At 63.6% G+C, this 22838-nt stretch carries 22 protein-coding genes and 2 pseudogenes; 3 read left to right on the forward strand and 21 right to left on the reverse strand.

The features are described from left to right. Position 1: 1 nt before the first annotated feature. The 11 genes and pseudogenes from pseG to C3F36_RS19270 form a co-directional block, all read right to left on the reverse strand. On the reverse strand, positions 2-1150 hold the full coding sequence (gene pseG / locus C3F36_RS19220; protein ID WP_199769621.1) for a UDP-2,4-diacetamido-2,4,6-trideoxy-beta-L-altropyranose hydrolase: 1149 nt from the start codon (positions 1148-1150) through the stop codon (positions 2-4). Next, positions 1151-2440 (reverse strand): aminotransferase class III-fold pyridoxal phosphate-dependent enzyme, encoded by a 1290-nt coding sequence (locus C3F36_RS19225; protein WP_104455706.1) that lies wholly within the window; start codon positions 2438-2440, stop codon positions 1151-1153. It lies immediately after the preceding gene. Then, positions 2437-3192 carry a cytidylyltransferase domain-containing protein gene (locus tag C3F36_RS19230; RefSeq protein ID WP_104455707.1) on the reverse strand — a complete coding sequence of 252 codons (756 nt, stop codon included), beginning with the start codon at positions 3190-3192 and terminating at the stop codon, positions 2437-2439. The genes C3F36_RS19225 and C3F36_RS19230 overlap by 4 nt, the downstream gene beginning before the upstream one ends. After that, entirely contained in the window at positions 3189-4034 is an 846-nt protein-coding gene (locus C3F36_RS19235; protein ID WP_104455708.1) for an aldo/keto reductase, read from the reverse strand. The genes C3F36_RS19230 and C3F36_RS19235 overlap by 4 nt, the downstream gene beginning before the upstream one ends. Beyond that, entirely contained in the window at positions 4025-5167 is a 1143-nt protein-coding gene (gene pseC, locus C3F36_RS19240) for a UDP-4-amino-4,6-dideoxy-N-acetyl-beta-L-altrosamine transaminase (RefSeq protein WP_104455709.1), read from the reverse strand. Before pseC ends, C3F36_RS19235 begins: the two co-directional genes overlap by 10 nt. After that, positions 5164-6168: a UDP-N-acetylglucosamine 4,6-dehydratase (inverting) gene (pseB, locus tag C3F36_RS19245; protein WP_041215437.1), complete on the reverse strand. Its 1005-nt coding sequence runs from the start codon at positions 6166-6168 to the stop codon at positions 5164-5166. Before pseB ends, pseC begins: the two co-directional genes overlap by 4 nt. Positions 6169-6269: 101 nt before the next feature. Continuing rightward, positions 6270-7109: a cobalamin-binding protein gene (locus C3F36_RS19250; RefSeq protein ID WP_104455710.1), complete on the reverse strand. Its 840-nt coding sequence runs from the start codon at positions 7107-7109 to the stop codon at positions 6270-6272. Then, complete coding sequence (locus C3F36_RS19255; protein WP_104456095.1) at positions 7102-8034, reverse strand: cobalamin biosynthesis protein CobD/CbiB; 933 nt, start codon at positions 8032-8034, stop codon at positions 7102-7104. The genes C3F36_RS19250 and C3F36_RS19255 overlap by 8 nt, the downstream gene beginning before the upstream one ends. Positions 8035-8060: 26 nt before the next feature. Further along, complete coding sequence (gene mtnN, locus C3F36_RS19260) at positions 8061-8753, reverse strand: 5'-methylthioadenosine/S-adenosylhomocysteine nucleosidase (protein ID WP_010674306.1); 693 nt, start codon at positions 8751-8753, stop codon at positions 8061-8063. A gap of 100 nt (positions 8754-8853) precedes the next feature. Further along, positions 8854-9612 (reverse strand): annotated as a pseudogene (locus C3F36_RS19265) (substrate-binding periplasmic protein). A 142-nt stretch (positions 9613-9754) separates the two neighbouring features. Continuing rightward, on the reverse strand, positions 9755-10684 hold the full coding sequence (locus C3F36_RS19270; RefSeq protein WP_104455711.1) for a ZIP family metal transporter: 930 nt from the start codon (positions 10682-10684) through the stop codon (positions 9755-9757). Positions 10685-10979: 295 nt separating this feature from the next. On the opposite strand from C3F36_RS19270, the gene C3F36_RS19275 reads away from it, so the two are divergent. Further along, positions 10980-12611, forward strand: a complete 1632-nt coding sequence (locus C3F36_RS19275; protein ID WP_104455712.1) for a methyl-accepting chemotaxis protein — start codon at positions 10980-10982, stop codon at positions 12609-12611. Positions 12612-12680: 69 nt separating this feature from the next. Here the strand turns inward: C3F36_RS19275 and gloA are convergent, their stop codons facing one another. The 8 genes from gloA to rsxA all read right to left on the reverse strand — a co-directional run bounded on the left by gloA (position 12681) and on the right by rsxA (position 19961). Further along, complete coding sequence (gene gloA, locus C3F36_RS19280; protein WP_039038673.1) at positions 12681-13088, reverse strand: lactoylglutathione lyase; 408 nt, start codon at positions 13086-13088, stop codon at positions 12681-12683. Positions 13089-13165: 77 nt separating this feature from the next. Then, the gene (nth, locus tag C3F36_RS19285; RefSeq protein ID WP_005302279.1) at positions 13166-13807 is read right to left on the reverse strand and encodes an endonuclease III; all 642 of its coding nucleotides are present in this window, start codon (positions 13805-13807) and stop codon (positions 13166-13168) included. A gap of 14 nt (positions 13808-13821) precedes the next feature. Beyond that, the gene (locus C3F36_RS19290; RefSeq protein WP_010674312.1) at positions 13822-14580 is read right to left on the reverse strand and encodes an electron transport complex subunit E; all 759 of its coding nucleotides are present in this window, start codon (positions 14578-14580) and stop codon (positions 13822-13824) included. Between the two features lie 16 nt (positions 14581-14596). Then, positions 14597-15229: an electron transport complex subunit RsxG gene (gene rsxG / locus C3F36_RS19295; protein WP_104455713.1), complete on the reverse strand. Its 633-nt coding sequence runs from the start codon at positions 15227-15229 to the stop codon at positions 14597-14599. A 43-nt stretch (positions 15230-15272) separates the two neighbouring features. Continuing rightward, on the reverse strand, positions 15273-16325 hold the full coding sequence (rsxD, locus tag C3F36_RS19300; protein ID WP_010674314.1) for an electron transport complex subunit RsxD: 1053 nt from the start codon (positions 16323-16325) through the stop codon (positions 15273-15275). Between the two features lie 3 nt (positions 16326-16328). Continuing rightward, a complete protein-coding gene (rsxC, locus tag C3F36_RS19305; protein WP_104455714.1) occupies positions 16329-18794 on the reverse strand; it encodes an electron transport complex subunit RsxC in 2466 nt (821 codons plus the stop codon). 14 nt (positions 18795-18808) lie between these two features. After that, positions 18809-19375: an electron transport complex subunit RsxB gene (gene rsxB, locus C3F36_RS19310; RefSeq protein WP_042017194.1), complete on the reverse strand. Its 567-nt coding sequence runs from the start codon at positions 19373-19375 to the stop codon at positions 18809-18811. A gap of 4 nt (positions 19376-19379) precedes the next feature. Next, the gene (gene rsxA, locus C3F36_RS19315) at positions 19380-19961 is read right to left on the reverse strand and encodes an electron transport complex subunit RsxA (RefSeq protein ID WP_039038677.1); all 582 of its coding nucleotides are present in this window, start codon (positions 19959-19961) and stop codon (positions 19380-19382) included. 111 nt (positions 19962-20072) lie between these two features. On the opposite strand from rsxA, the gene C3F36_RS19320 reads away from it, so the two are divergent. Beyond that, the gene (locus C3F36_RS19320; protein ID WP_041212829.1) at positions 20073-20969 is read left to right on the forward strand and encodes a DMT family transporter; all 897 of its coding nucleotides are present in this window, start codon (positions 20073-20075) and stop codon (positions 20967-20969) included. 61 nt (positions 20970-21030) lie between these two features. Next, a complete protein-coding gene (locus tag C3F36_RS19325; RefSeq protein WP_104455715.1) occupies positions 21031-21228 on the forward strand; it encodes a hypothetical protein in 198 nt (65 codons plus the stop codon). 72 nt (positions 21229-21300) lie between these two features. Here C3F36_RS19325 and C3F36_RS23890 read toward each other — a convergent pair whose 3' ends face one another. Both C3F36_RS23890 and C3F36_RS23895 read right to left on the reverse strand, forming a co-directional pair. Continuing rightward, entirely contained in the window at positions 21301-21834 is a 534-nt protein-coding gene (locus tag C3F36_RS23890) for a methyl-accepting chemotaxis protein (RefSeq protein ID WP_257978395.1), read from the reverse strand. Between the two features lie 6 nt (positions 21835-21840). Continuing rightward, positions 21841-22599, reverse strand: a pseudogene (locus tag C3F36_RS23895) (PAS domain-containing protein); the annotation flags it as partial. Positions 22600-22838: the final 239 nt, after the last annotated feature.

The raw sequence follows: 22838 nt of genomic DNA on the forward strand, positions 1-22838 counted from the left end.
GTTATTGCATCCGCACTATGACGTCATGGCAGCCATTACCATCGGTCAGCATGGCACCGTTCAAACACATTTTGCTTAGCTGTTGTCGGTCAGATTGCAATATCAACATTGCATCGTGGAACTTGGCCTCAAAATGAGGATCCGCAGGTGAACCGAGCAAGATTGCCCCTCCCTGGTGATGCAACGCATTCCCTATCGAGATCTGGTTTTGCGCCAGAGTGACCATCAGGGTGGGGACTCCCAGGCAGCAACGCTCCCAGGACGTACTTCCTGCTGCCCCAATGGCGAGGTCACATCGAGCCATGCGTTGCGCCATGTCATTGACACCGACCAGGATGTCGGTCGTCCACGGCATGGTGGATGCGGTGTGTCTGACCTGTTCCAGCCAGGGGGCGTTAGCCCCCATCACGACGCAGATCCGGCAATCATCAGGTAGCGTACATTGCTTCAACATGTCGAGGATGTCCCCGGTCGCATTGGGCAGATCGACCCCTCCCATGGAAATCAGCAATTCGCGCAGACGAGGTGCTTTCCGGCGATCTAGGCTGTATGCCCTCAGCCGGGCGAACTCAGGACGAAGCAGTGCGTAGCGGGGACCCATCAGGAGTGTGCAATCGAGGGGAATGCGGTCTCGATAGTCATCGGCCTGGCGGCCCAGATTCTGATCGAGCAGCAGGTCACAGTCGTGCGAGCGGTCGGCAAGGTCATCAATCACCATGATATGGTCGACATGGGCCCGCAGCATGCCCTCCCAGTGGGCGTCGAGGGCATAGTGATCCACGACCAACCAGTTCGGACGTCGTCCGGCCAGAATGGCCTGGGTCTGTATTGCATCCCGCGTCTGGTCGCATCCTAGCCAACCGGCGTGAGCGAGTAAGGATCCCCCCGCAGCGTCTTGCTCTGAGTCAGGCACAACATCAAGCAGATGACAGTGGTGGCCACGGGTACGGATAAGGTCAGCAAGGTGTCCCGGATGGGCACGACAGACAAACCAGCACTCGGCCCCCAGTTCACTCAGTGCATCGGCCAGGGTCAGGCAGCGCATCACATGGCCAGTCCCTGCCTCCAGCGATGCATCGACTCGAAACACGATATGCTTGTCGGCCAGCGTCATGCCGGCAGACTTGGCTGCTGGAGTATCTGGCAGCACTCAGCGCACCTTGAACACCGGCTGGATAGGCTCGCCATTCAGGGCCTGATGAATGGCTTTGTCCGCATCCAGCCGTATAAGCGCCGGCAGGACCTCGGCATAGACGGCCAGCAGGGTCTGTACATCCTGCTCGCTGTGGGCAAGGTTCAGGTTGTGGCTGCCGAGGCTCAGGATGCCCCGCTTGCACAGCTCCTGGATGAAATAGCTCTTGAGCAGCCAGCTGGAGTGGTTGGCCGAGTCGCCGATGAGCAGGAAGCTCCAGCTCGGATGGCCGGCGCTTTGCAGCCAGCTCGGGGCATCCAACTTTTGCAGCAAGGCATCGAGCCCGCTCAGCAGCTGCTGGCCGCGATCGGCCAGCCGTGCAGGCACGTCGAGCCGGCGCATCTTGCCGATCACGGCGTTGGCCGCCGCCAGGGCGATGGCATCGCCGCCGAAGGTGCCGGAGAAGAAGATGTCCTCCATGCGGCGCATGTACTGGCGGCGACCCACCACGGCGGAGATGGGGAAGCCGTTGGCCATGCCCTTGCCGAAGGCGGCCAGATCCGGGGTCACCCCGAACAGGGTCTGGGCGCCGCCGAGGTGGAAGCGAAAACCGGTGATGGTCTCATCGAAGATGAGCAGGGCGCCGTGCTCGTCGCACAGCTGGCGCAGGCCGGGCAGGAAGTCCGGAGCGGGCCAGGCGACGTTCATGGGTTCCAGGATCACGGCGGCAAACTCGCCGGGATGGGCTTCCAGCTGGGCCTTGAGGGAGGCCAGATCGTTGTAGTCGAAGCGATGGGTGAGCTCGCGCACGCACTCGGGCACCCCCAGGTGGCGGGTGGTGGAGCCTATGTACCAGTCCTGCCAGCCGTGGTAGCCGCAGACCGCGACCCGCTCTTGCCCTGTGACGGCGCGAGAGAGGCGGATGCAGGCGGAGGTGGCATCGGTGCCGTTCTTGCCAAAGCGAACCATCTCGGCGCAAGGGATGAGCGTGATCAGCTGTTCCGCCACCTCGGTTTCCAGCCGATGGGGAAGGGAGAAGATGGAGCCCAGGTTGAGCTGCTCCAGCACGGCCTGGTTCACCTCCGGATCGCAGTAACCCAGGCTGATGGCGAGCAGGCCGCTGGCAAAGTCGAGATACTCGTTGCCATCCACGTCCCACACTCTGGCACCTTGGCCGCGCTCTATAAAGAGCGGGGCGGCGCCGTAGGGGAAGCAGAGGCGGCTCTTGGAGAAGGTCTGGGACCCTAAGGGAATGCTCTGCTCGGCCCGGGCTGAGAGGGTCAGTGAATGCTGATACCGTGAGGTCATGAGTGGTTCTCCTTGGCCAGCGATCGCGCCAGCCCCTCATTGCGTTGATGTTGAGTGTTCAGGGTCGCCAACTGCGGCTCACGAGCCAGCAGGGCGAGAATGTCGTCGGTGGCAAAGGCCGGGTTTGACGGGTAGAGGCGCTGATATATCTGCTCAACCAGGGCGAAGTCGGCGGGCTCGTCCACCGTCCAGCGCAGGTGGGCCAGGCTGGGGGTGCGGCTAAGTGCCCCTATCTTGAACTGATCCGCATGCTGGCGGATGTAGTAGGTGACGTGCTCGCGCTGGGTCGGGGTGTGGGCGTACTCGGCCAGCAGCGCCAGGGTGGCGACGCTCATGATCTCCGCGTCCAGCCCATCAGGGTAGCTGGGATCCCAGCAGTTGCTGCTGTAGTCGTAGCCGCCGGCCAGATGCAGCTCGATCAGCTCGTCGATGAGGGCGGGATCCGCGAGGGGGCAGTCGCCGGTGAGCCTGACAATCTGGCTGGGGTCAAAGGGTTGCGCCGCCAGATGAAAGCGTTGCAGCACGTCGTCCAGGGGGCCGCGAAAACAGGGAACATCCAGTTCTGCGCAGAGCGCCGCTATGGCCAGATCGTCGGCCTGGTCACTGGTGGCAACCACCAGCTGATCCAGCCTGGTCGAGCGTTGGAGTCGCTCTATCTGGCGGGCGAGCATGGGGGCGCCGAGCAGAGGCTTGAGCACCTTGCCAGGCAGCCGGCTGGAGCCGGCTCTGGCCTGCAGGATACCGAGGATCATGATCTACTCCACATGGCTGGGTTGATGAGACCGGGCTCGTCGCAGGCGAGGGCGGCCAGCTCGTCGTCATGGCACGGATGCAGATGGGCATAGGTCGAAGCGATGGCCGCCAGCTCATGGGCATGACAGACCCCCACCACGAAGCGGCTGACCTGGGGCAGGGCCGGGATCAGGGAGAGCGCCTTGTGGAGCGGGGAGAGATGGGGATGCCACTCATCCAGCCGCGCCAGTGGTTCACCGAAGGTGTCGAAATACGCGGGACGAAGCTCCGGTTGCATCAGCAGCAGGCCTTGCAAGAAGAGGGAGCGCACGTGGATCTCACACCCCTGAGCCTGCAGCCGGTCGAGCCAGCCTGAGCGCAGGAAGCGCTGATCGAGCAGGTTGGCGGGGAGCTGCACCAGCTCCAGGGAATAACCCTGCGCCAGCCAGAGTGCCAGCTCCTCGGGGGAGTAGACGGAGACCCCCACTTTGCCCACCTTGCCCTGTCGCTGCAGCTCTGCCAACTGCTCGAACAGGGCAGGGCTGGCATCCTGGCTGCGGTGCAGCAGCAGGCCGTCCAGCCTGGTGCGTGCCAGCCGTTGCAGGCTGCCTGCCACCGAGGTGGCGATCTCTACGGCCTGGATGCCGGGGGCCAGCTTGTTGATCAGCTGGAAGTCGGCGGTATTGTACATCCCGAGCCTCGCCTCGGCCTTGCCGTAGGCCTGGGCCGTGTCCAGGGTATCCACCCCCAGTTTGCGGGCCAGAGCCAGAATGGCGTCGAGCTCCTGATCCTGCACTTCGCCTGCGCGGTTGCTGATGCCGTAATCGAGCCCGAACTGGACCGTACCCAGTGCTAGGCGCATAGCACCGACTCCAGGGTCTGAACGACCTGATCCTGCTCGGCCAGGGAGAGGCCGGGGAACAGGGGGAGGCTGATGGCTTGTCGATAATAGGCCTGGGCACCGGGATAGTTGGCGGGGTCGTGGCCGAGATCACGGTAATAGGGTTGGGCCGGAATGGGCATGTAGTGCACGTTGACGCCGATACCGGCGTCTCTCAGGCGGGCAAACACCTCATCCCGGTCTTGCACCCGGATCACATAGAGGTGGTAGCCACTGAGTCTGTCATGCCCCTGGTACAAGGGCTCGACCGGCAGTCGGGTCAGCAGCTCGTCGTAGCGGGCAGCCAACAACCGGCGCCTGTCAATGAACTGCGGCAGGCGGGCGAGCTGGCTGCTTCCCAGCGCCGCCTGGATGTCGGTCAGGCGATAGTTGAAGCCGAGTACCTGCTGCTCGTAGTACCAGCCCCCCGGAGTGTCGACGGTCAACTGCGCCGGATCCCGGGTGATGCCATGGCTGCGATAGAGACGAAGCCTCGCGGCCAGCTCGGCACTGCGAGTCGTGACGGCGCCTCCTTCCCCGGTCGTGATGGGCTTGACCGGATGGAAGCTGAAGACGGTCATGTCGCTGTGGGCACAACTGCCGATGGGCTCTCCCTGATAACGGGCTCCCAGGGCATGGCAGGCATCTTCGATGAGGGACACGCCATATTCTCGGCACAGGGCGCCTATCTCGGCGAGATCGCAGGGCTGGCCCGCGAGATGCACGGCGACCAGGGCTTTCGGCTGACGAGCGCTGCCCTGAACCCGTTGCAGCTTCTCGCGCAGCGCCGTCACGCAGAGGTTGCCGGTTGCGGAGTCCACGTCCACGAAATCCACCTGAGCGCCGCAATAGCGGGCACAGTTGGCGGAGGCGACGAAACTGATGGCGGAGACCCAGACCCAATCGTGTTCGTCCAGCGCCAGCGCGGCGCAGGCAAGGTGCAGGGCCGTGGTGCCGTTGCTGCAGGCGATCACGTGGGGAGCCTGGCAGTAGTCGGCCAATCCCTGTTCGAAGACGGGGACCGCCTCACCCTGGGTGAGGTAGTCCGACTTCAGCACGGCGACGACGGCTTCGATATCTTCATCTGTGATGGATTGGCGTCCATAGGGGATCATTCGGCGAGCACCTGCTGATTCATGACTTTCAATTCCTCTATCGACAGGAAGTGGCGATTATTGAGGGAATTGTATTCAAAGCCGTGCTCGACCCGCACCGCGGTGTCACCCAGGGCATTGACGGCGAAGTCATTATTTCGACTGGTGAAGGTGATGCTGGGAGCGATGACGTAATAGTCGTCAAATTCATAGGTGTGGTAGGAGTCGTCAGCCGGACACATCACCTCGTGCAACTTCTCGCCCGGACGGATGCCGATGATCTCTTGGGGCAAGTCCGGCGCCATGGCGCTGGCGAGATCCGTGATGCGTACCGACGGGATCTTCGGAACGAACACTTCCCCCCCTTTCATGCGGGCAAAGTTGGTCAGCACGAACTCGACCCCCTGTTGCAGGGTGAGCCAGAAACGGGTCATCTCGGCATGGGTAATGGGCAGGCTGCTGGCCCCTTCCTTGATCAGGCGATCGAAGAAGGGCACCACAGAGCCCCGGGAGCCGACCACGTTGCCATAACGTACCACGGAGAAAATGGTGGGGTGCTTGCCCGCCATATTATTGGCGGCGACGAACAGCTTGTCGGAGCAGAGTTTGGTGGCGCCATACAGGTTGACCGGATTGGCCGCCTTGTCGGTGGAGAGGGCGATCACCTTCTCGACCCCGTTGTTGAGGGCCGCCTTGATGACGTTTTCCGCACCATGGATGTTGGTCTTGATGCACTCCATGGGGTTGTATTCGGCGGCAGGCACCTGCTTGAGGGCGGCGGCATGCACCACGAAGTCCACGCCGTGCATGGCCATCTCGAGGCGCTCGGCATCCCGTACGTCACCGATGAAATAGCGCATGCAGGGGTGATTGAAACGCTGCTGCATCTCGAACTGCTTGAGTTCATCACGGGAGTAGACGATCAACCGGCTTGGCGTGTAGAGGGAGAGGACAGCCTCGATAAACTTCTTGCCAAAGGAGCCGGTTCCCCCGGTGATCAGGATCGTTTTGCCGTTGAACATGTCATGGTCCCGTTATGAAGTGAGTGTCTGTTAGATTCAAAAGCATATTTTATGCCATAACCAGCGATATGGGAGAGAGCATCGCCGTGACGCAGGCGCCATCAAGGAGTTGGCGTGCTGGTCCCGGCGATCGCCTCGCATATCTGCTCCACCGCGTTGAGGGCGCGGGGGGTGAAGCGGTGCAGTTCATCGGCGTTGATAAGGGCGAGCCGCTGGTGTTTGACGGCGTCCAGCATGGGCCACTGCCGCCAGTGATCCAGCACGGAAGGATCCCGGCCGCCAGCCAGGATGAGCCCGGGATTGGCCTTGATCACCTGCTCCAGCCCGACCTGGGGGTAGGCTGCTCCCGTCGTCGCCATGATGTTGCGTCCGCCGCAGAGGGTGATGGCCTGCCCCGGCCAGGTCGAATTATTGACGCTGGTGAGCGGCGGGTACCAGAGCTGATAGAAGACAGACAGGGGCTTGGGCTCGCCGTAGCGCGCAGCCAGGGCGTCGAGCCGGGTCAGATAGGCGCGGGCTTGCTCGTCGGCCCTGGACGTGAGCCCGAGAAGGTGCCCCAGGCTGCGCATCTCGGTAGCCAGGGAGGCAAAGTCGGTGGGCTCCGAGTAGAAGACGGGAATTCCGAGGCGCTCGACCGGGCCCAGCATGCGGGCCTGGGCGGAGCGCCAGGCCACTACCAGATCCGGCTTCTGGGCCAGCAGCGCCTCGAGGTTGATGCTGCGATAGTTGGCCACCCTGGGGAGGTTGGCCACGTCGGCGGGGTAATCGGAGGCATCGTCGGTGGCGACCACGCGATCCCCGGCGCCGATATCGAACAGCAGTTCCGTCAGATGGGGAGTGAGGCTCACGATGCGCTGCGGCGGGGTGGCCATGGCGCACAGTGAGGTGCCCAGCAGGCAGACAAACAGGCCCAGGGCACGAAGGGAAACGCGATCAGCCATGATTGAGCTCCATCCATGTCAGGAGTAGCGAGAGCCCGAGCCAGCCCCAGCCGGTCAGTTGCAGACGCTGCAGCAGGCGCAGGGGCAGGTTGGCATCGGGTTCGCTCCCCTCATCAAATACCGGAAAGCGCACCAGCTGGCCCTGATAGTAGCGGGGGCCGCCGAGTCGGCTGCCTGTCGCCCGGGCCAGCAGCGCGAGCAGGACCCCCATGGCGGGATGGGGCCAATGCAACGCAGGTCGCACTCTGTTGCCCAGCCCGCGCACCTGGGTCAGGCACAGGGGGAGCGCCAGCAGCAGGATGGCAGGGGCGCAGAAACCCTGATAGAGCGCCGCAGCAGGGCGGCCGAAGTGGACGAACGCGTTCTGCTTGGGGTTCCACGCCAGATGGGTCAACTGGGCGAGCCGCACCAGCAGGGCACCCTGTACCCCGGCCAGGGCGAAGCCCAGCAGGGGGGCGGCCCACTGGCCGACGAGGCGCAGTACGCAGGTCTCGCTCACCGCCTTGTTCAACCCCATCACCGAGAGCTTGCCGGTTTCCCGCTTGAGCCAGGGGGCGACCTGCAGCCTTGCCACGACCAGCGTCTCCTGGGTCGCCAGGGCGCGGCTCCCTCGGGCGAGTTCCCGCAAGGGGCGGGATTCGAGCATCAGCAGCAGGAACAGGAGGTCGAACAGGGGCTCGGACAGGGAGAGATTGCGCACCGCCCAGAGACCGGCAGCGCAGGGCACCCAGACCACCAGCAGGGCAAGGAGCCCGGCCTGGCTCTGCTGGCGTGGCGTGCCGTCGGGGCGATAGACCTTCTGGCCGAGGCGGGTGAGTAGAGGCACGGCTGCGCCGGGTCGAAAGCGTGCGGGCCAGGGCAGCAGGGCCTCCAGCAGGGCGGCCCCCACCATGATGGCCGCCGTCGTGGAGGCGAGGGCGGTCATCAGGGCATCCCAGGAGGGGGCGTCGATCACAGCTTGCCGAGCAGCGCGATGATCACTTCGGCGGAGTGTTGACCCGCCACCTCGATGAAGGCATCGAAGGATTCCACCTGCTCCTTGCCGGCGATGTCCGACATGGCCCGTACCACCAGATAGGGCACCTTGAACATGTGGCACACCTGGCCGATGGCGGCCCCTTCCATCTCCACCGCCAGCATCTGCGGGAAGTCGGCACGGGCTTTCGCGATGGCGTCCGGTTTGCACATGAACTGATCACCGGTGCAGATGAGCCCGACCTTGGTCTGGTGCTTGCCTTGCTCGGCAATGCAGGCTTGTGCCAGGGCGATGAGTTTTTCGTCGCAGGGGAAGGCGGCGGGCTGCTGGGCCATCTGGCCCATTTCGTAACCGAAGGCGGTCACGTCCACGTCGTGGAAGCGCATCTCGCTCGCGATGACCACGTCACCGATGTGCAGATCCTGGGCGAAGCCGCCGGCAGAACCGGTGTTGATGACGCAATCGGGAGCGAACTTTTCCAGCAGCAGGCTGGTGGCGACGCTGGCGGCGACCTTGCCGATGCCGGAGCGGGTCAGGATCACCTCTTTACCGGCCAGCTTGCCCTGATAGAACTCGCAGCCGCCCAGTTGCAGGGTGGTGGGCTCGCTCAGCTGGCTGCGCAGGAGGGCTACTTCCTGCTCCATGGCGCCGATAATACCTACTTTCATCATCTACCTCGTCTCGATGGCCGCTGGGCCGAAAAAGTTGGCGTGGATGATAGCAAAACTTGGCGGTGGCGCCGAGCATTGCGATGGCGCGGATGGGGGGTCAGGGGTAGCGTCTGGCCAGGGCGGCCAGTGCACCACTGTCTGCGAGCCGTTGCAGGGTGTTGGCGAAAAGGGTCAGGCGCTCTGGGGCACTGTGGCGATGGAACAGGATGTAGAAGGGAGTCTCTTCCATCACGGTGGGGAGGATGCGGATCTTGTCGGCCAGCCCCTGTTCGCGCAAGTCGGACTCAAACCCCGGGGAGCGTTAGTAGACGAAACGGCCGCGCTTCATCAACAACTTCTCGTAGTTGGCCTGGTTGCTGATCCCGCCGCTGTCGATGATGAGGCCGCCGATGTCCTGGAGCCGGGCGATGGCACCGCTGCCATGGTTGATGAGGATGATGCCCGCCTGGCCGAGGGCCCTGACATCCTGCCAGCTGCGTATCTCGACGGGATCGTCACGGCGCACCGCCAGGTAGTAGCGCACCGTGAAGATGGCGGGGGTCAGGACGATGAAGTGATCCCGCCTGGCCGGGCTCTCCCCCACGCCGCAGATGAAGTCCAGCTGGCCGTGCTGCACCTTCTTTTCCAGCCGTCGCAGCGGCAGGAAGCGCTGATCTCCCTCAATGCGAAGGGCAGGCTCCCTCGCTTCCATGAGCCGGAAGAGATCGACGCAGATCCCGCCGACATGCCCGTCGGGGAGCGTCACGTACTTGGGGGACGACGCCTGCTGCGCGGCCGTATGAAAGACCTCGGTGGCGCCAATGGCCCTGGTGGTGAGGACAAGCAGGCACAGCAGCAGGATTATCCTGAGGGTCATCCGGGCAGGCTTCCGATGGGATTCAGGCGCCGTACATCAACCAGTTAAAGGGCGCCGGGGGCTCAACATTAGGCGATTTCCCCCTCTTATTTCAAGGGGTTCGCGCTGTCGCCACCGGGCGCACGGGGCTTGAGGGGGGTGATCAGCCGAGCGCGGTGTCGAGGGTCATCATCAGAGCGAAGCCTACCATCAGGCCCAGGGTGGCGTGGGTCTGGTGGCCGTTGCGATGGGTTTCCGGGATCACCTCGTGGGAGACAACAAACAGCATGGCACCAGCCGCGAGCCCGAGGCCGATGGGGTAGGCGATGGCCATGCCGCTGGCGAGTCCGACCCCGAGCAGGGCGCCAAGCGGTTCCAGCAGGCCGCTGCCGATGGCGACCAGCACGGCCACCGGCGGGCGAAAACCGGCTGCGCACATGGCCAGCGCCACCGCCAGTCCTTCGGGAATGTCCTGCAGGGCAATGGCGGTCGTGAGCGGCAGTCCCACCGTCATGTCCCCCTGGGAGAAGCTGACCCCGATGGCCATGCCTTCGGGCAGGTTGTGCAGGGCGATGGCGAAGACGAACAGCCAGACCCGTGAGCAGCTCTCATGGCCGGGGCCACAAGGGCCGGTCTTGTCGTGTTCGTGAGGGGTGAATTGATCCAGTCCCAGCATCAGCAGCACCCCGAGGGTCATGCCGGCCACTACCACGGCGGCGGCGAGGAAGCCGTCACCCGTGATCCCCTCGGCGGCCTCGAGCCCCGGCAGCAGCAGTGAGAAGGCGCTCGCCGCCAGCATCATGCCGGCGGCGAACCCCAGCATGGCATCTTCCACCCGTTGGGGAACGGCGCGCAGGAACAGGGCAGGCAGGGCGCCCAGCGCCGTGGCGGCAAAACCCGCAGCGCCGCCGATGAGGCCATAGCGTACCCCGGGCGTGATCTCCCCTGCTGCCAGCATGACGAGACTCTGCACCAGGAGCAGCAGCACGACGACCAGGGCGAGCAGCAACCCCAGGGCAATGAGGGGGCGATCCGCTATCTGCTCGCGCAGTTGGCCAGACCAGGAAGGGGAGAGGGTCGATACGTTGTCCATGGGGCCTCTGAAGACAGGAATGGGGAGAGACGAGCGGTAATTACATAACCTGGCCCCTACTTTGTCCATGACGGCGGACCGATTGTGGCAATCGGCTCAAGTTTTGCGTCGAGCTGGTCGCTCCTGTGCTGGCAGCCTCGTGGCGGGCACAAGGCCCGGCGTGGGGCGAGCGGGAAGCAAGGGATCCCCTCTCTTCGCTCCCATCGTCATTTCCCGTCAGGAGTCTCGGGTCACCGCTTACACGGATGTGATCATTGTGTCACTGCACATCTGCAGTCGAGGATCACCAGCCAACATGTCTTACAAGCATCTCTCCATCGGCAAGAAGATTGCCGCCGTCTTTGCGGTCATTGCCGTCATCAACGCCGTCTTCGGTCTGTTTCTCGCCACCGAACTGCGGGACATTCGGGATCGGGTATTGAACTTCACCGACTCCACCCTGCCAAGCGTGCTCTCGGTGGACAACCTGCTCTACGACGTCTCCTATGTGCGCCGTGCCCAGTTTGCCCTGCTGATGGTGGAAGATGCCGTCGACAGGCAGGTTCGCCGCGCCCGCATCCAGGAGAGCCTGGGCAAGGTGCAGCAGGTCATGGATGCCTACGAGGCAACCGTGGGGGCCGAGCATGAACGCCAGGCCTTCAACCGCGTCAAGCAGCAGTGGCTGCAATATCTGGGGGCCGTCAACCAGGTGGATGCCCTGTTGTTCCAGGGCAGCAGGGATGAGGCCAGGGAGGCGCTGTTTCGCTCGAACGGGCTCTACACCGAGCTGGAGCTGGCGGTGCGTGCACTGGTGAAGGTGAATCTTGGCTTTGTGGAAGAGAACCGTGGCAGCCTGCTTGGCAGCGTCACCATGGTGATGACCTTTGCCGTGGTGAGCATCGCGACCCTGCTGATCTTCATGGGGGTCATGACCTGGTTCCTCACCCGCCAGATCTGCCTGCCCTTGCAAGCCGTGGTGGCCCAGGCCAATGCCATCGCCCTGGGAGATCTGACCCATCGGCTGGATCGCCAGCACATCGGGCAGGACGAACTGGGGATGCTGGCCAGCGCCTCCCTCAAGATGCAGGACAACCTGCGTGGGCTCATCGAGGAGGTGGCCGCCGCCGTGACTCAGCTGGGGGCCGCCATCGAGGAGGTGAGCGCGGTCTCCGAGCAATCATCCCAGGGGATCCAGAGCCAGCAGCAGGAGATAGCCCAGGTCGCCACCGCCATGGCCCAGATGAAGGCGACGGTAGCGGATGTGGCGGGCAACACCGAGGTGGCCTCGGAGTCGGCAAGCTCCGCCAATGCCCTGGCTCGTCGTGGCAGTCAGGATGTGCAGGGGGCCCTGGATGCCATCACCCGGGTGGCCGGTGAGATGGAGCAGGCGGGCAACCTGGTGAGTGAACTGGAGAAAGAGTCCGCCCAGATCAACCTGGTGGTGGATGTCATTCGCGGCATTGCCGACCAGACTAACCTGCTGGCACTCAATGCCGCCATCGAGGCGGCCCGTGCCGGTGAGCAGGGGCGCGGCTTTGCGGTGGTGGCCGACGAGGTGCGCACCCTGGCGGGGCGTACCCAGGCCTCCACCGGCGAAATCGTCGCCATCATCGAGACCCTGCAGGCCCGTGCCAACCGGGCGAAGTCGGTGACCGGCCAGAGTTGCGAGATGATCCGCCAGTGCGTGAGTCAGAGCGAACGCACCAGCGCGGACATTCGTCAGATTGAAGAGGCGGTGGCCCAGATAGCCGACATGGCGATCCAGATTGCCAGTGCCTGTGGCGAGCAGGATGCGGTCTCCGATGAGCTGGGCCGCAACGTGGCGCGCATCAACGACTCCTCCAACGAGGTCGCGACCGGCGCGGATCACACCGCCAAAGCCTGTCTGGAGCTGAGCCAGCTGGCGGCGGGTCTGCGCCAGAGCATGGGGCGCTTCCGCCTGGCCTGACGGTGGCCGCAGCCAATGAAAACGGGGCCCTGGGCCCCGTTGTTTTTCTCACCGCCAGGCGGCGTGGGCTCAGGCGCCCAGGCCGTTACCGGCGTCTTTCTTGGCAATCAGCTCAATCTTGTAACCGTCCGGGTCTTCCACGAAGGCGATGACGGTGGTGCCGCCCTTCACCGGTCCCGGCTCGCGGGTGATCTTGGCGCCGGCGGCGCGCAGTGCCTCGCAGGTGGCATAGATGTCGTCCGCTTCCAGGGCGATGTGACCATAGGCGGAACCGAGCTCGTACTCGCTCACGCCCCAGTTGTAGGTGAGCTCGATGACGGCTTCATCCTTCTCGTCGCCGTAGCCGACGAAGGCCAGGGTGTACTTGTATTCGCTGTTCTCGCTCTTGCGCAGCAGTGTCATGCCCAGCACTCGGGTGTAGAAGTCGATGGAACGTTGCAGATCGCCGACGCGCAACATGGTATGCAGAATTCTCATTGCTCAATTCTCCGGGTTGGTGGATTGGTACTGCCTTGAATCCATGGCCCGAGACCGGATCCGCAGAGGCCTGCAGATCAACTCTCGGGATAGACCTTCTCTTTGTATTCGCACAAATCTTCGATGATGCAGGAGCCGCAGCGGGGCTTGCGGGCGAGACAGGTGTAACGCCCGTGCAGGATGAGCCAGTGGTGCACGTCCAGCTTGAACTCGGCGGGGACCACCTTGAGCAGCTTCTCCTCCACCTGATCGACGTTCTTGCCCACGGCAAAGCCGGTGCGGTTGGAGACCCGGAAGATATGGGTGTCGACGGCGATGGTGGGCCAGCCGAAGGCGGTGTTGAGCACCACGTTGGCCGTCTTGCGGCCGACGCCGGGCAGGGCCTCGAGGGCCTCGCGATTCTCCGGTACCTCACCGCCGTGGCGCTCCAGCAGGATGGCGCAGGTCTTGATGACGTTCTCGGCCTTGGTGTTGAACAGGCCAATGGTCTTGATGTACTCCTTGACCCCGTCCACCCCCAGATCCAGCATGGCCTGGGGGGTGTTGGCCACCGGATAGAGCTTGTCGGTGGCCTTGTTGACGCTCACGTCGGTGGCCTGGGCCGAGAGCAGCACGGCGATGAGCAGCTCGAAGGGCGTGGTGAAGTTGAGCTCTGTGGTGGGATGGGGGTTGTCATCGCGCAACCGCTCCAGGATCAGCCTGCGTTTCTGGTTGTTCATGGCTCTCTCTTGTCTCAGAGCTGGGTCGTGCGGGCGCCCGCCGCCGGCACGGTGCAGTGGGCCTTCTCGGCACTCTGCTTGCGGCCCATCCAGTCGTTGATGGCGTTTTTGCCGGCGATCATCAAACCGAGGCCGATGAAGCCGCCGGGGGGCAGGATCGCCAGCAGCAGGCTGGCGTCGGCGTGGAACAGCTCGACGCGCAATGACTTGGCCCAGTCACCCAGCAGCAGCTCGGCACCATCAAACAGGGTGCCCATGCCGATGATCTCGCGAAGGCCCCCCAGTACCAGCAGCACCAGGGTAAAGCCCAGCCCCATCATGAAGCCGTCGAGGGCGGCAAGCAGGGGCGGATTCTTGGAGGCATAGGCTTCGGCGCGGCCGATGATGACGCAGTTGGTGACGATGAGGGCGATGAAGATGCCGAGCGCCTGATAGAGGCCGTAGGTGTAGGCGTTCATCAACAGCTGCACGCTGGTCACCAGGGCCGCGATGATCATCACGTAGACCGGGATGCGGATATCCTTGGGCACCCAGTTGCGCACCAGGGAGACGGCGAGGTTGGAGCAGACCAGTACCACCATGGTGGCAAGGCCGAGCCCCAGCGCATTGGTAAAGGTGGAGGAGACCGCCAGGGTGGGGCAGAGCCCCAGCACCTGCACCAGGGAGGGGTTGTTCTTCCACAGTCCCTGCAGCATCAACTCCTTGAGCTCTTCGCGGCGGCCACTTTCCCCGGCGGGTTGGCTGGCCGTGTCAATCACGTCGACTTGTTCCATTGCGTGTGCTCCGGCGTTAGGGGTTGACATGGCAGGAGGGGGCATCGTGCAGCAGTTCGGGGTGCTCCTGTTGCAGCCTCAGCAAATTTTTCACCGCCTTGACCACGGCCCGCGGGGTGATGGTGGCTCCGGTGAAGGCGTCGAATTCGCCGCCATCCTTCTTCACCGCCCAGGTGGCGTCGTTGTCGGCCGTGAGGGACTTGTCGGTGAAGCTGTCGATCCAGCTGGATTTCTTCAGCTCTATCTTGTCACCAAGCCCCGGGGTTTCCTTGTGGGCCAGCACCCTGACCGCGCTGACGGCCCCTTTTGCATCGGTGCCGACCACCATGCGAATGGCTCCACTGTAACCATCGGGGGCCACGGTTTCCAGCGCGTAGCCGGTGTGCACCCCCTTGAGGGTGGCGGTATAGAGGGGCATGGGCTCATTGCTGCCCAGGTATTCCCGGCTGCTGACCAGCTTGCAGCTGGCCACCAGATCGTTGTCATAACTCCCCTCGGGCAGCAGGGCCTGCAGGGTGCGCAGCTTCTCCAGCTCTTGCTGGTGGGCGATGCGATCCCGGGTCAGTTCGTTGGTCAGCACCACCATGGCGGTGCAGCCGAGGGCAAAGAGGGCCAGGGTCAGGCCATTCTTGCGCATGCTTTTCAACATGGGAGGCTCCCTGTCTCGCGTCTGCGACAATTCAGATGTGGGTTCATTTGCGACGGGCTCCATAGACCTTGGGGCGGGTCAGACTGTCAATCAGGGGAACGCACAGGTTGGCCAGCAACACGGCGAAGGCGAAGGCATCCGGATAGCCGCCAAAACGGCGGATGACATAGACCAGCACGCCGATGAGCACACCGTAGACGAGGCGCCCCTTTGCGGTGGTGCTGGCACTCACCGGATCGGTGGCGATGAAGAAGGCCCCGAGCATGGTGGCACCGCTGAACAGGTGCAGCATGGGGGTGGCGGTGGCATCCGGGGTGGCCAGATAGCCCAGGGTGGCAGCGAGCAGCAATGCGCCCAGCACGGCAGTCGGAATGCGCCAGTTGATCACTTTCTGCTGGAGCAGGAAGAGGCCTCCCAGCAGGTAGCCGAGGTTGACCCAGCTCCAGCCGATGCCACCCCAGCCCTCGAAGACCTTGTGGGTCATCACTTCGGTGGCGGTCAGCCCCTGGGTCAGCCCGGTCTTTAAGGTATCCAGCGGCGTGGCCATGGTCAGGCCATCCACCCCCTGCTTGAGCTGCAGCATGCTGTAGCCGTCGAGGCTGAAGCCGGTGAAGATCACCGAGGCCGCATCGGCGAAGCCGATGTCGTAGGCGGCGATGCTGGAGGGGGGCAGCCAGCTGGTCATCTGGACCGGGAAGGAGACCAGCAGCAGCACATAGGCCACCATGGCAGGATTGAACAGGTTCTGACCGAGCCCGCCATAGAGATGCTTGGCGATGATGATGGCGAACGCCGTGCCCAGCACCAGCATCCACCAGGGCAGCAGGGGGGGCAGGGAGAGACCGATGAGCACGGCGGTGAGCGCCGCGCTACCATCCAGCAGGGCCGGTTTGACGGGGCGGCCACGCAGGCGAAGGACCAGGGCCTCCGAACCCAGGGCCGTGACCAGCGCCAGCAGGATCTGGATCAGGGTCCCCCAGCCGAAGAACCAGGTCTGTGCCAGGAAGCCGGGCAGGCAGGCCAGGATCACCAGCACCATCAGGGTCTGGGTCTGTTTGCGGTTGTGGGCAAAAGGCGCACTCGCGATATTGAACATGGATCAGTGGCTCTTGTCGGTCGAAGGGGAGGAGGCAGCCTCGGCCGCCAGCTTCTTGGCTTTGGCCCGGGCGATGGCGGCGGCGATGGCCGCCTTCTTGGGGTCCACCTCGGCGGCGGGCTCGGATGCGGCGGCAGGGGCCTCAACGGCGTTATCGGTTGTGTTCACGGATGTCTTATCCGCGACCACCGGCCCATCACCTTGCGCCTGGGCGGCTTTCTTGGCCTTGGCCCGGGCGATGGCGGCGGCAATGGCCGCCTTCTTGGGGTCCACCTCGGCGGCGGGCTCGGATGCGGCGGCCGGGGCCTCAACGGCGTTATCGGTTGTGTTCACGGATGTCTCACCCGCGACCACCGGTGCGTCACCTTGCGCCTGGGCGGCTTTCTTGGCCTTGGCCCGGGCGATGGCGGCGGCAATGGCCGCCTTCTTGGGGTCCACCTCTGCGGCGGGTTCGGATGCGGCGGCCGAGGCCTCAACGGCGTGTTCGGTTGTGTTCACGGATGTATCACCCGCGACCACCGGCCCGTCACCTTGCGCCTGAGCAGCCTTCTTGGCCTTGGCCCGGGCGATGGCGGCGGCAATGGCCGCCTTCTTGGGGTCCACCTCTGCGGCGGGTTCGGATGCGGCGGCCGGGGCCTCAATGGCGTTATCGGTTGTGTTTACAGATGTCTCACCCGCGACCATCGGCGTGTCCCCTTGCGCCAGGGCGGCTTTCTTGGCCTTGGCCCGTGCCAGGGCGGCGGCGATGGCGGCCTTCTTGGGATCCAGCTCTGCCTTGGGATGTTGCTCCCCAGATGCCGGGGTGTCAGCCAGCCCATTGCCCTCGCCATTGGCGGCTTTGGCGGCACGACGGGCGATGGCCTCCTGCTTGCGCGCCTCACGGGCGGCAATCATGGCCTCGTTGTCCGGTGCGGGTTCACTCACGGCCACCTGGGCCGTCTCCTGTTTGGCCTTGATGCGGGCCAGGGCGGCGGCGACCGGATCTTCGCCCCCGGCCGTCGTCATGGCCTGGCGACGCTGGGCTGCGGCTTCGGCGTGGCGGGCTTCGCGGGCCGCCTTCTCACGCTCGAAGCGAGCCTGCTTGGCCTCGAAGCGCTGCTTGGCTCGTTCGGCCTTCTCGGCCTCGGCACGGGCCTCGCGGATGTCATCCTTGGCGATCTTGTAGTACTGCACCAGGGGGATTTCGCTCGGGCAGACCCAGGCACAGGCGCCGCACTCGATACAGTCAAAGAGGTTGAGCTTCTCGGCCTTGTCGTACTCCTTGACCCGGCTGTACCAGTAAAGCTCCTGGGGCAGCAGGGTGGCGGGGCAGGCATCGGCGCAGGCACTGCAACGGATGCAGGCCTGTTCCGGGCCGGGGGGCGGCAGCTCGGTGCGGGTGGGGGAGAGCAGGCAGTTGGTGGCCTTGACCACGGGGACCATGGCGTGGGGCAGGGTGAAGCCCATCATGGGGCCCCCCATGATGACCCGCTGATCCGCCTCTGGTTGCAGCTCGAAACGCTGGAGCAGCCAGCGTACCGGCGTGCCCAGACGTACCCAGGCATTGCCGGGTTTCTTGAAGGCGTCGCCGGTGAGGGTGACGATGCGCTCGATGAGCGGCTCCCCATCGATGATGGCGCGCTTGATGGCAAAGACGGTGGCGACGTTGAGCACCATGATTCCCATGTCGACCGCCCGGCCTCCCTTGGGCACCTGGCGTCCGGTGAGCAGCTCTATGGTCTGTTTGGCGCCGCCGGAGGGGTACTTGGTCGGTACCGACTTGACCAGCACGTCGGCGTCGCTGGTATGGCGGGTCAGGGCCTCGATGGCCGCCGGTTTGTTGTCTTCCACCCCGATCAGGGTGAGCTTGGGCTTGAGCAGGTGCTTGAGTACCCGGATGCCGTCCATGATCTCGTCGGCGTACTCCTGCATCAACCTGTCATCCGTGGTGATGTAGGGTTCGCACTCCAGCCCGTTGATGATGAGAATTTCGGTGAGCTGGCCACGGCCGTCGAGCTTGCTGTGGGTCGGGAAGACGGCGCCGCCGAGCCCGGCGATGCCGGCCTGCTGGATGCGCTCGAGCAACGCCCCCCGCTCCAGGTTCCAGTAGTCAGGCTGGGGTGTGCGCTCGCCCCAGGCATCGTCTCCGTCCGGGGTGAGGAGGATGCAGAGATCGTCAAGACCGGAGGGGTGCGCCACCGTGTGCTGCTCGATGGCGGTGATGGTGCCCGAGGTGGAAGCGTGCACCGGCACGATGCGCCCCTTGTCAAAACGGGTGAGGGGTTGCCCCTTCTTGACCTTGTCCCCCACCCGCACCAGCAGTTCGCCGGCCGGACCCGCGTGCTGACGCACCGGAATGATGAGCTGGGGGGGAAGGCCCGCGTCAACGACGGGGGTCAGGCTGGACTGGTGCTTGTTCTCGGGGGGATGGATGCCGCCGTGAAAATCCCACAGAGTGCCGGCTTTGATGCGTTCGAGCAGATGCTGCATGGTTACTCCGCTGTTTATTCCACTATCTTGACCGGAATGGCGACCTTGGCCAGATCCCATTTCCAGTTGTCGACCGTGGTCGGCACCGGGATCATTTCAATACAGTCGGTCGGGCAGGGGTCGACGCAGAGGTCGCACCCGGTGCACTCGGCCGCGATGACGGTATGCATCGCCTTGGTGGCACCCAGGATGGCGTCGACCGGACAGGCCTGGATGCACTTGGTGCAACCGATGCACATGTCTTCGTGAATGAAGGCCACCTTCTTGACGGGGATTGCCGCGTCTTCACCGCCGTCCAGAGACTGGGGCTCGACCCCCATCAGGTCGGCAATCTTGCGCATGGTGGCGTCGCCACCGGGCACGCACTTGTTGATCTTGTCGCCATTGGCCAGGGCTTCGGCGTAGGGTTTGCAGCCCGGGTAACCGCACTGGCCGCACTGGGTCTGGGGCAACAGGGCATCGAGCTGATCGACGATGGGATCGGCCTGCACATGAAACTTGACGGCGGCAAAGCCGAGAATGATGCCGAAGGCCAGGGCAAGCAGGGCCAGCACCAGAATGGCAAAGAGTATGTGAATCATAGCGTTATATCTTGATGAGGCCGGTAAAGCCCATGAAGGCCAGCGACATCAGGCCAGCGGTGACCATGGCGATGGAGACGCCACGAAACGGTGCCGGCACGTCGGCAGCCACCAGCCGCTCACGCATGGCGGCAAAAAGGATCAGCACCAGGGAGAAGCCGACGGCGGCCCCGAAGCCGTAGATGATGCTCTGGATGAAGTTGTGGCGCTCGTTGATGCTGAGCAGCGCCACGCCGAGCACGGCACAGTTGGTGGTGATGAGCGGCAGGAAGATGCCGAGCAGGCGATAGAGGGTCGGGCTGCTCTTGCGGATCACCATCTCGGTGAACTGGACCACCACGGCGATCACCAGAATGAAGCCCAGGGTGCGCAGGTAGGCGATCTCCAGCGGGATCAGGATATAGTGCTCCATCAGATAGGAGCAGGCGCTGGCCAGCGTCATGACGAAGGTGGTGGCCAGACCCATGCCGATGGCGGTTTCCAGCTTGCCGGAGACACCCATGAAGGGGCAAAGGCCGAGGAACTTCACCAGCACGAAGTTGTTGATCAGCACTGTGCCGACCAGTAAAAGCAGGTACTCAGTCATTGAAGATGGGTTATCCGGTATGAAGGCGGCCGTATTATCTGATGTTAGGTGCCTTTAGACAACCGCAAGGCCGTATGGTTATTATTCGAATGCCCAATTCATGGAGGCATTGTGCGCCCTTTACCCGTCCTGACGCTGACCCTGGCCATGCTGCTCTGGTCCAGCTCCTTCATCGCCCTCAAACATGTGCTGGAAATCTGGTCCTTCGGTCAGGTGCTCTTCATGCGGATGGGGGTGGCGTCCTGTTGCTGGCTGCTCTGCTACCGCCAGCTTGGCCGCGTCACTTACCAGAAGGGGGATTGGCGCTGGTTGGCCCTGATGGGGGCGCTTGAGCCCTGCCTCTACTTTCTTCTTGAAGTCAACGCCCTGCGTTACACCAGTGCCGGCCAGGCCGGTATGGTCTGTGCCCTGCTTCCCCTGATGGTGGCTCTGGTGGCCTTCGTACTGCTTGGAGAGCGGGTGAGTCGCCGCCAGCTGCTGGGCTTTGCCATCGCCATCGTTGGCATCGCCCTGCTGGGGTTGGGGGAGGGCGCAGACGAGTTCGCCCCCAACGCCCTGCTCGGCAACAGCCTGGAGATGGGCGCCATGCTCTGCGCCGCCACCTATTCCGTGGTATTCAAGAAGCTCTCCAGCCGCTACGGCGTGATGACACTGACAGCGTTGCAGGCCTTCGTCGGCATGCTCTTCTTCGCGCCCTTTGCCTTCAGTGCGCCCTGGCCCGCGAGCTGGGCCTGGCAGGACATGGGGGTCATCCTCTTCCTCGGCGCCTTCGTGACACTTGGTGCCTACCTGCTCTACAACTGGTCGGTGACCCAGGTGAAGGTGACCCTGGCGGCTGCCTATGTGAACCTCATACCGGTCTTTACCCTGCTGCTCGCCTATCTGCTGCTGGGAGAGACGCTCACTGCCCTGCAATGGGTGGCCTGTGCCGCCGTGCTGGCCGGCATCGGGGTGGGCCAACTGCCGTCCGGCAGGAAGCGTGCGCAGGCAGTCGCCACCGGGGGATGAGTCGCCGTCATTGGGCTACAGTCTGGGCAGGGAAACACGCTGTCTAAGAAGGAGCCGACCGATGAGCGACATGCACTTGCTGGCCGCGGCCAAAAGCCTGTTGAGCCATCCCCCCTTTACCCTGGCCGATGCCAGAGCCCTGGAGGCGCTGGAAGAGGAAGCTGTGGAGGAGGAGGGGCTCTGCATCGCCGCGCTATGGGACATCGCCCTCGCGCTGGCGGACGAGGAAGCCAGACACTATCTCCTGGGGGATGGCTGAGCGGGTTTCGGGTGGGCGGACAGCAATGACAACGGGGGGCCTGGGCCCCCCGTTGTCATTGGCAGCTGTCGCTCAGATGGAGAGGCTCTTGACGGTGTCCGACACCGAGTTGGCGTCCTCGATGATCTCCTTGATGACGTCGGCGATGATGGTGGCCTGCTCCTGACCTGCCACCGCCTTGTCGGAGACGACGGAGACGGTCTGGGTGATCTGGGAGGTGATCTCCGAGTTGTGCTTGATGACGGTGACGATCTCGCTGGTGGAGCTGGAAGTGCGCGCCGCCAGTTGCCTCACCTCGTCGGCCACGACCGCGAATCCCCGTCCCTGTTCCCCGGCGCGGGCCGCCTCGATGGCCGCGTTGAGGGCCAGCAGATTGGTCTGATCCGCGATGCCGCTGATGGTGGAGATGATGGATTCGATGCTCCTGGATTGCTGGTTGAGCTGCTCTATCTGTTTGCTGACCGCATTGACCGAGGTGTTGATGTGAGAGGAGGTGTCGAGCACCCTGTCGATGACCTCCCGCCCCCTGGCGGCGCTCGCGACGGTTTCGCTGGCGATGGCACACGCCTTCTGGGCCGCTTCCCGGGTGGAGATGGATTTCTCCACCCGCTCGGTGATGTCGCTCGCCAGCTTGATGATTTTGACCACCTTGCCCTCGTGGTTGAAGATGGGGTTGTAGGTGGCCTCCAGCCATATCTTCTCCCCCCGGTGACCCAGACGCATGAAAAGCCCGGACTTGATGTCACCCGAGCCGAGATCCTGCCAGAAATGGGGGTTGTTCTGGTAGAACTCGGTGTCACAGAAGAGACGATGATGCTTGCCGACCACCTCTTCCAGCCGGTAACCAAAGCAGTTGAGGAAATTCTGGTTGGCGGTGATGACGGTGCCATCGGGTTGGAAATCGATGACCGCCAGGGACTTGTCCAGGGCTGCCAGCAGTGCCTGGGTGCGCTCCAGGGTGGATTGCTGCTGGGTCACGTCGGAGGCGACCTTGGCGATCCGCACCACTTTGCCGTCGATCACGATGGGGAAATAGGTCGCCTCCAGCCACACGGCCTTGCCGGATTTCGACTGGCGAATGAAGCGACCGCTGCGGGAGACGCCGTGGCGCAGATCCTGCCACAAGGTCTCGTAATCCCGGGTATTGACGTCGTCGGGGAAGCAGAGGGTGCTGTGATGCTTGCCAATCACCTCGTCACGTTCAAATCCCACGATCTTGAGAAACAGCGCGTTGGCGAAGGTGACCACTCCCGCCGGGGTGAACTGGACGAAGGGGACCTGCAACTGGATAGCCTGTTCAAATGCCCCCAGTTCCACCACCCTTGCCGCTTGCTCACTGGCTTCCTTGCTTGCTTTTTGATTCCAGAACATGACAGCGCTCCTCCATGAGACCCTTGAATGGGATAACGACCAAATATGAGTAAATTAACAATAGCATTGCGTCCTGATGAGTCGTCATCGTACTCAAATTAACTTTTTATTTTTCAATGTTGATAAATAGCTTCTTAATTGTAGGGTCTCGTACCAAGGTTATTTATCTCGTGGACCACTTTGGGCCCCAGGGAATATTGGCATGAAGGCGCCTCTTTTGGCACTGACTATTCTATATA

The sequence above is a fragment of the Aeromonas sp. ASNIH2 genome, assembly GCF_002934795.1.
In the GTDB taxonomy this organism is placed as follows: Bacteria; Pseudomonadota; Gammaproteobacteria; order Enterobacterales; family Aeromonadaceae; genus Aeromonas; species Aeromonas caviae.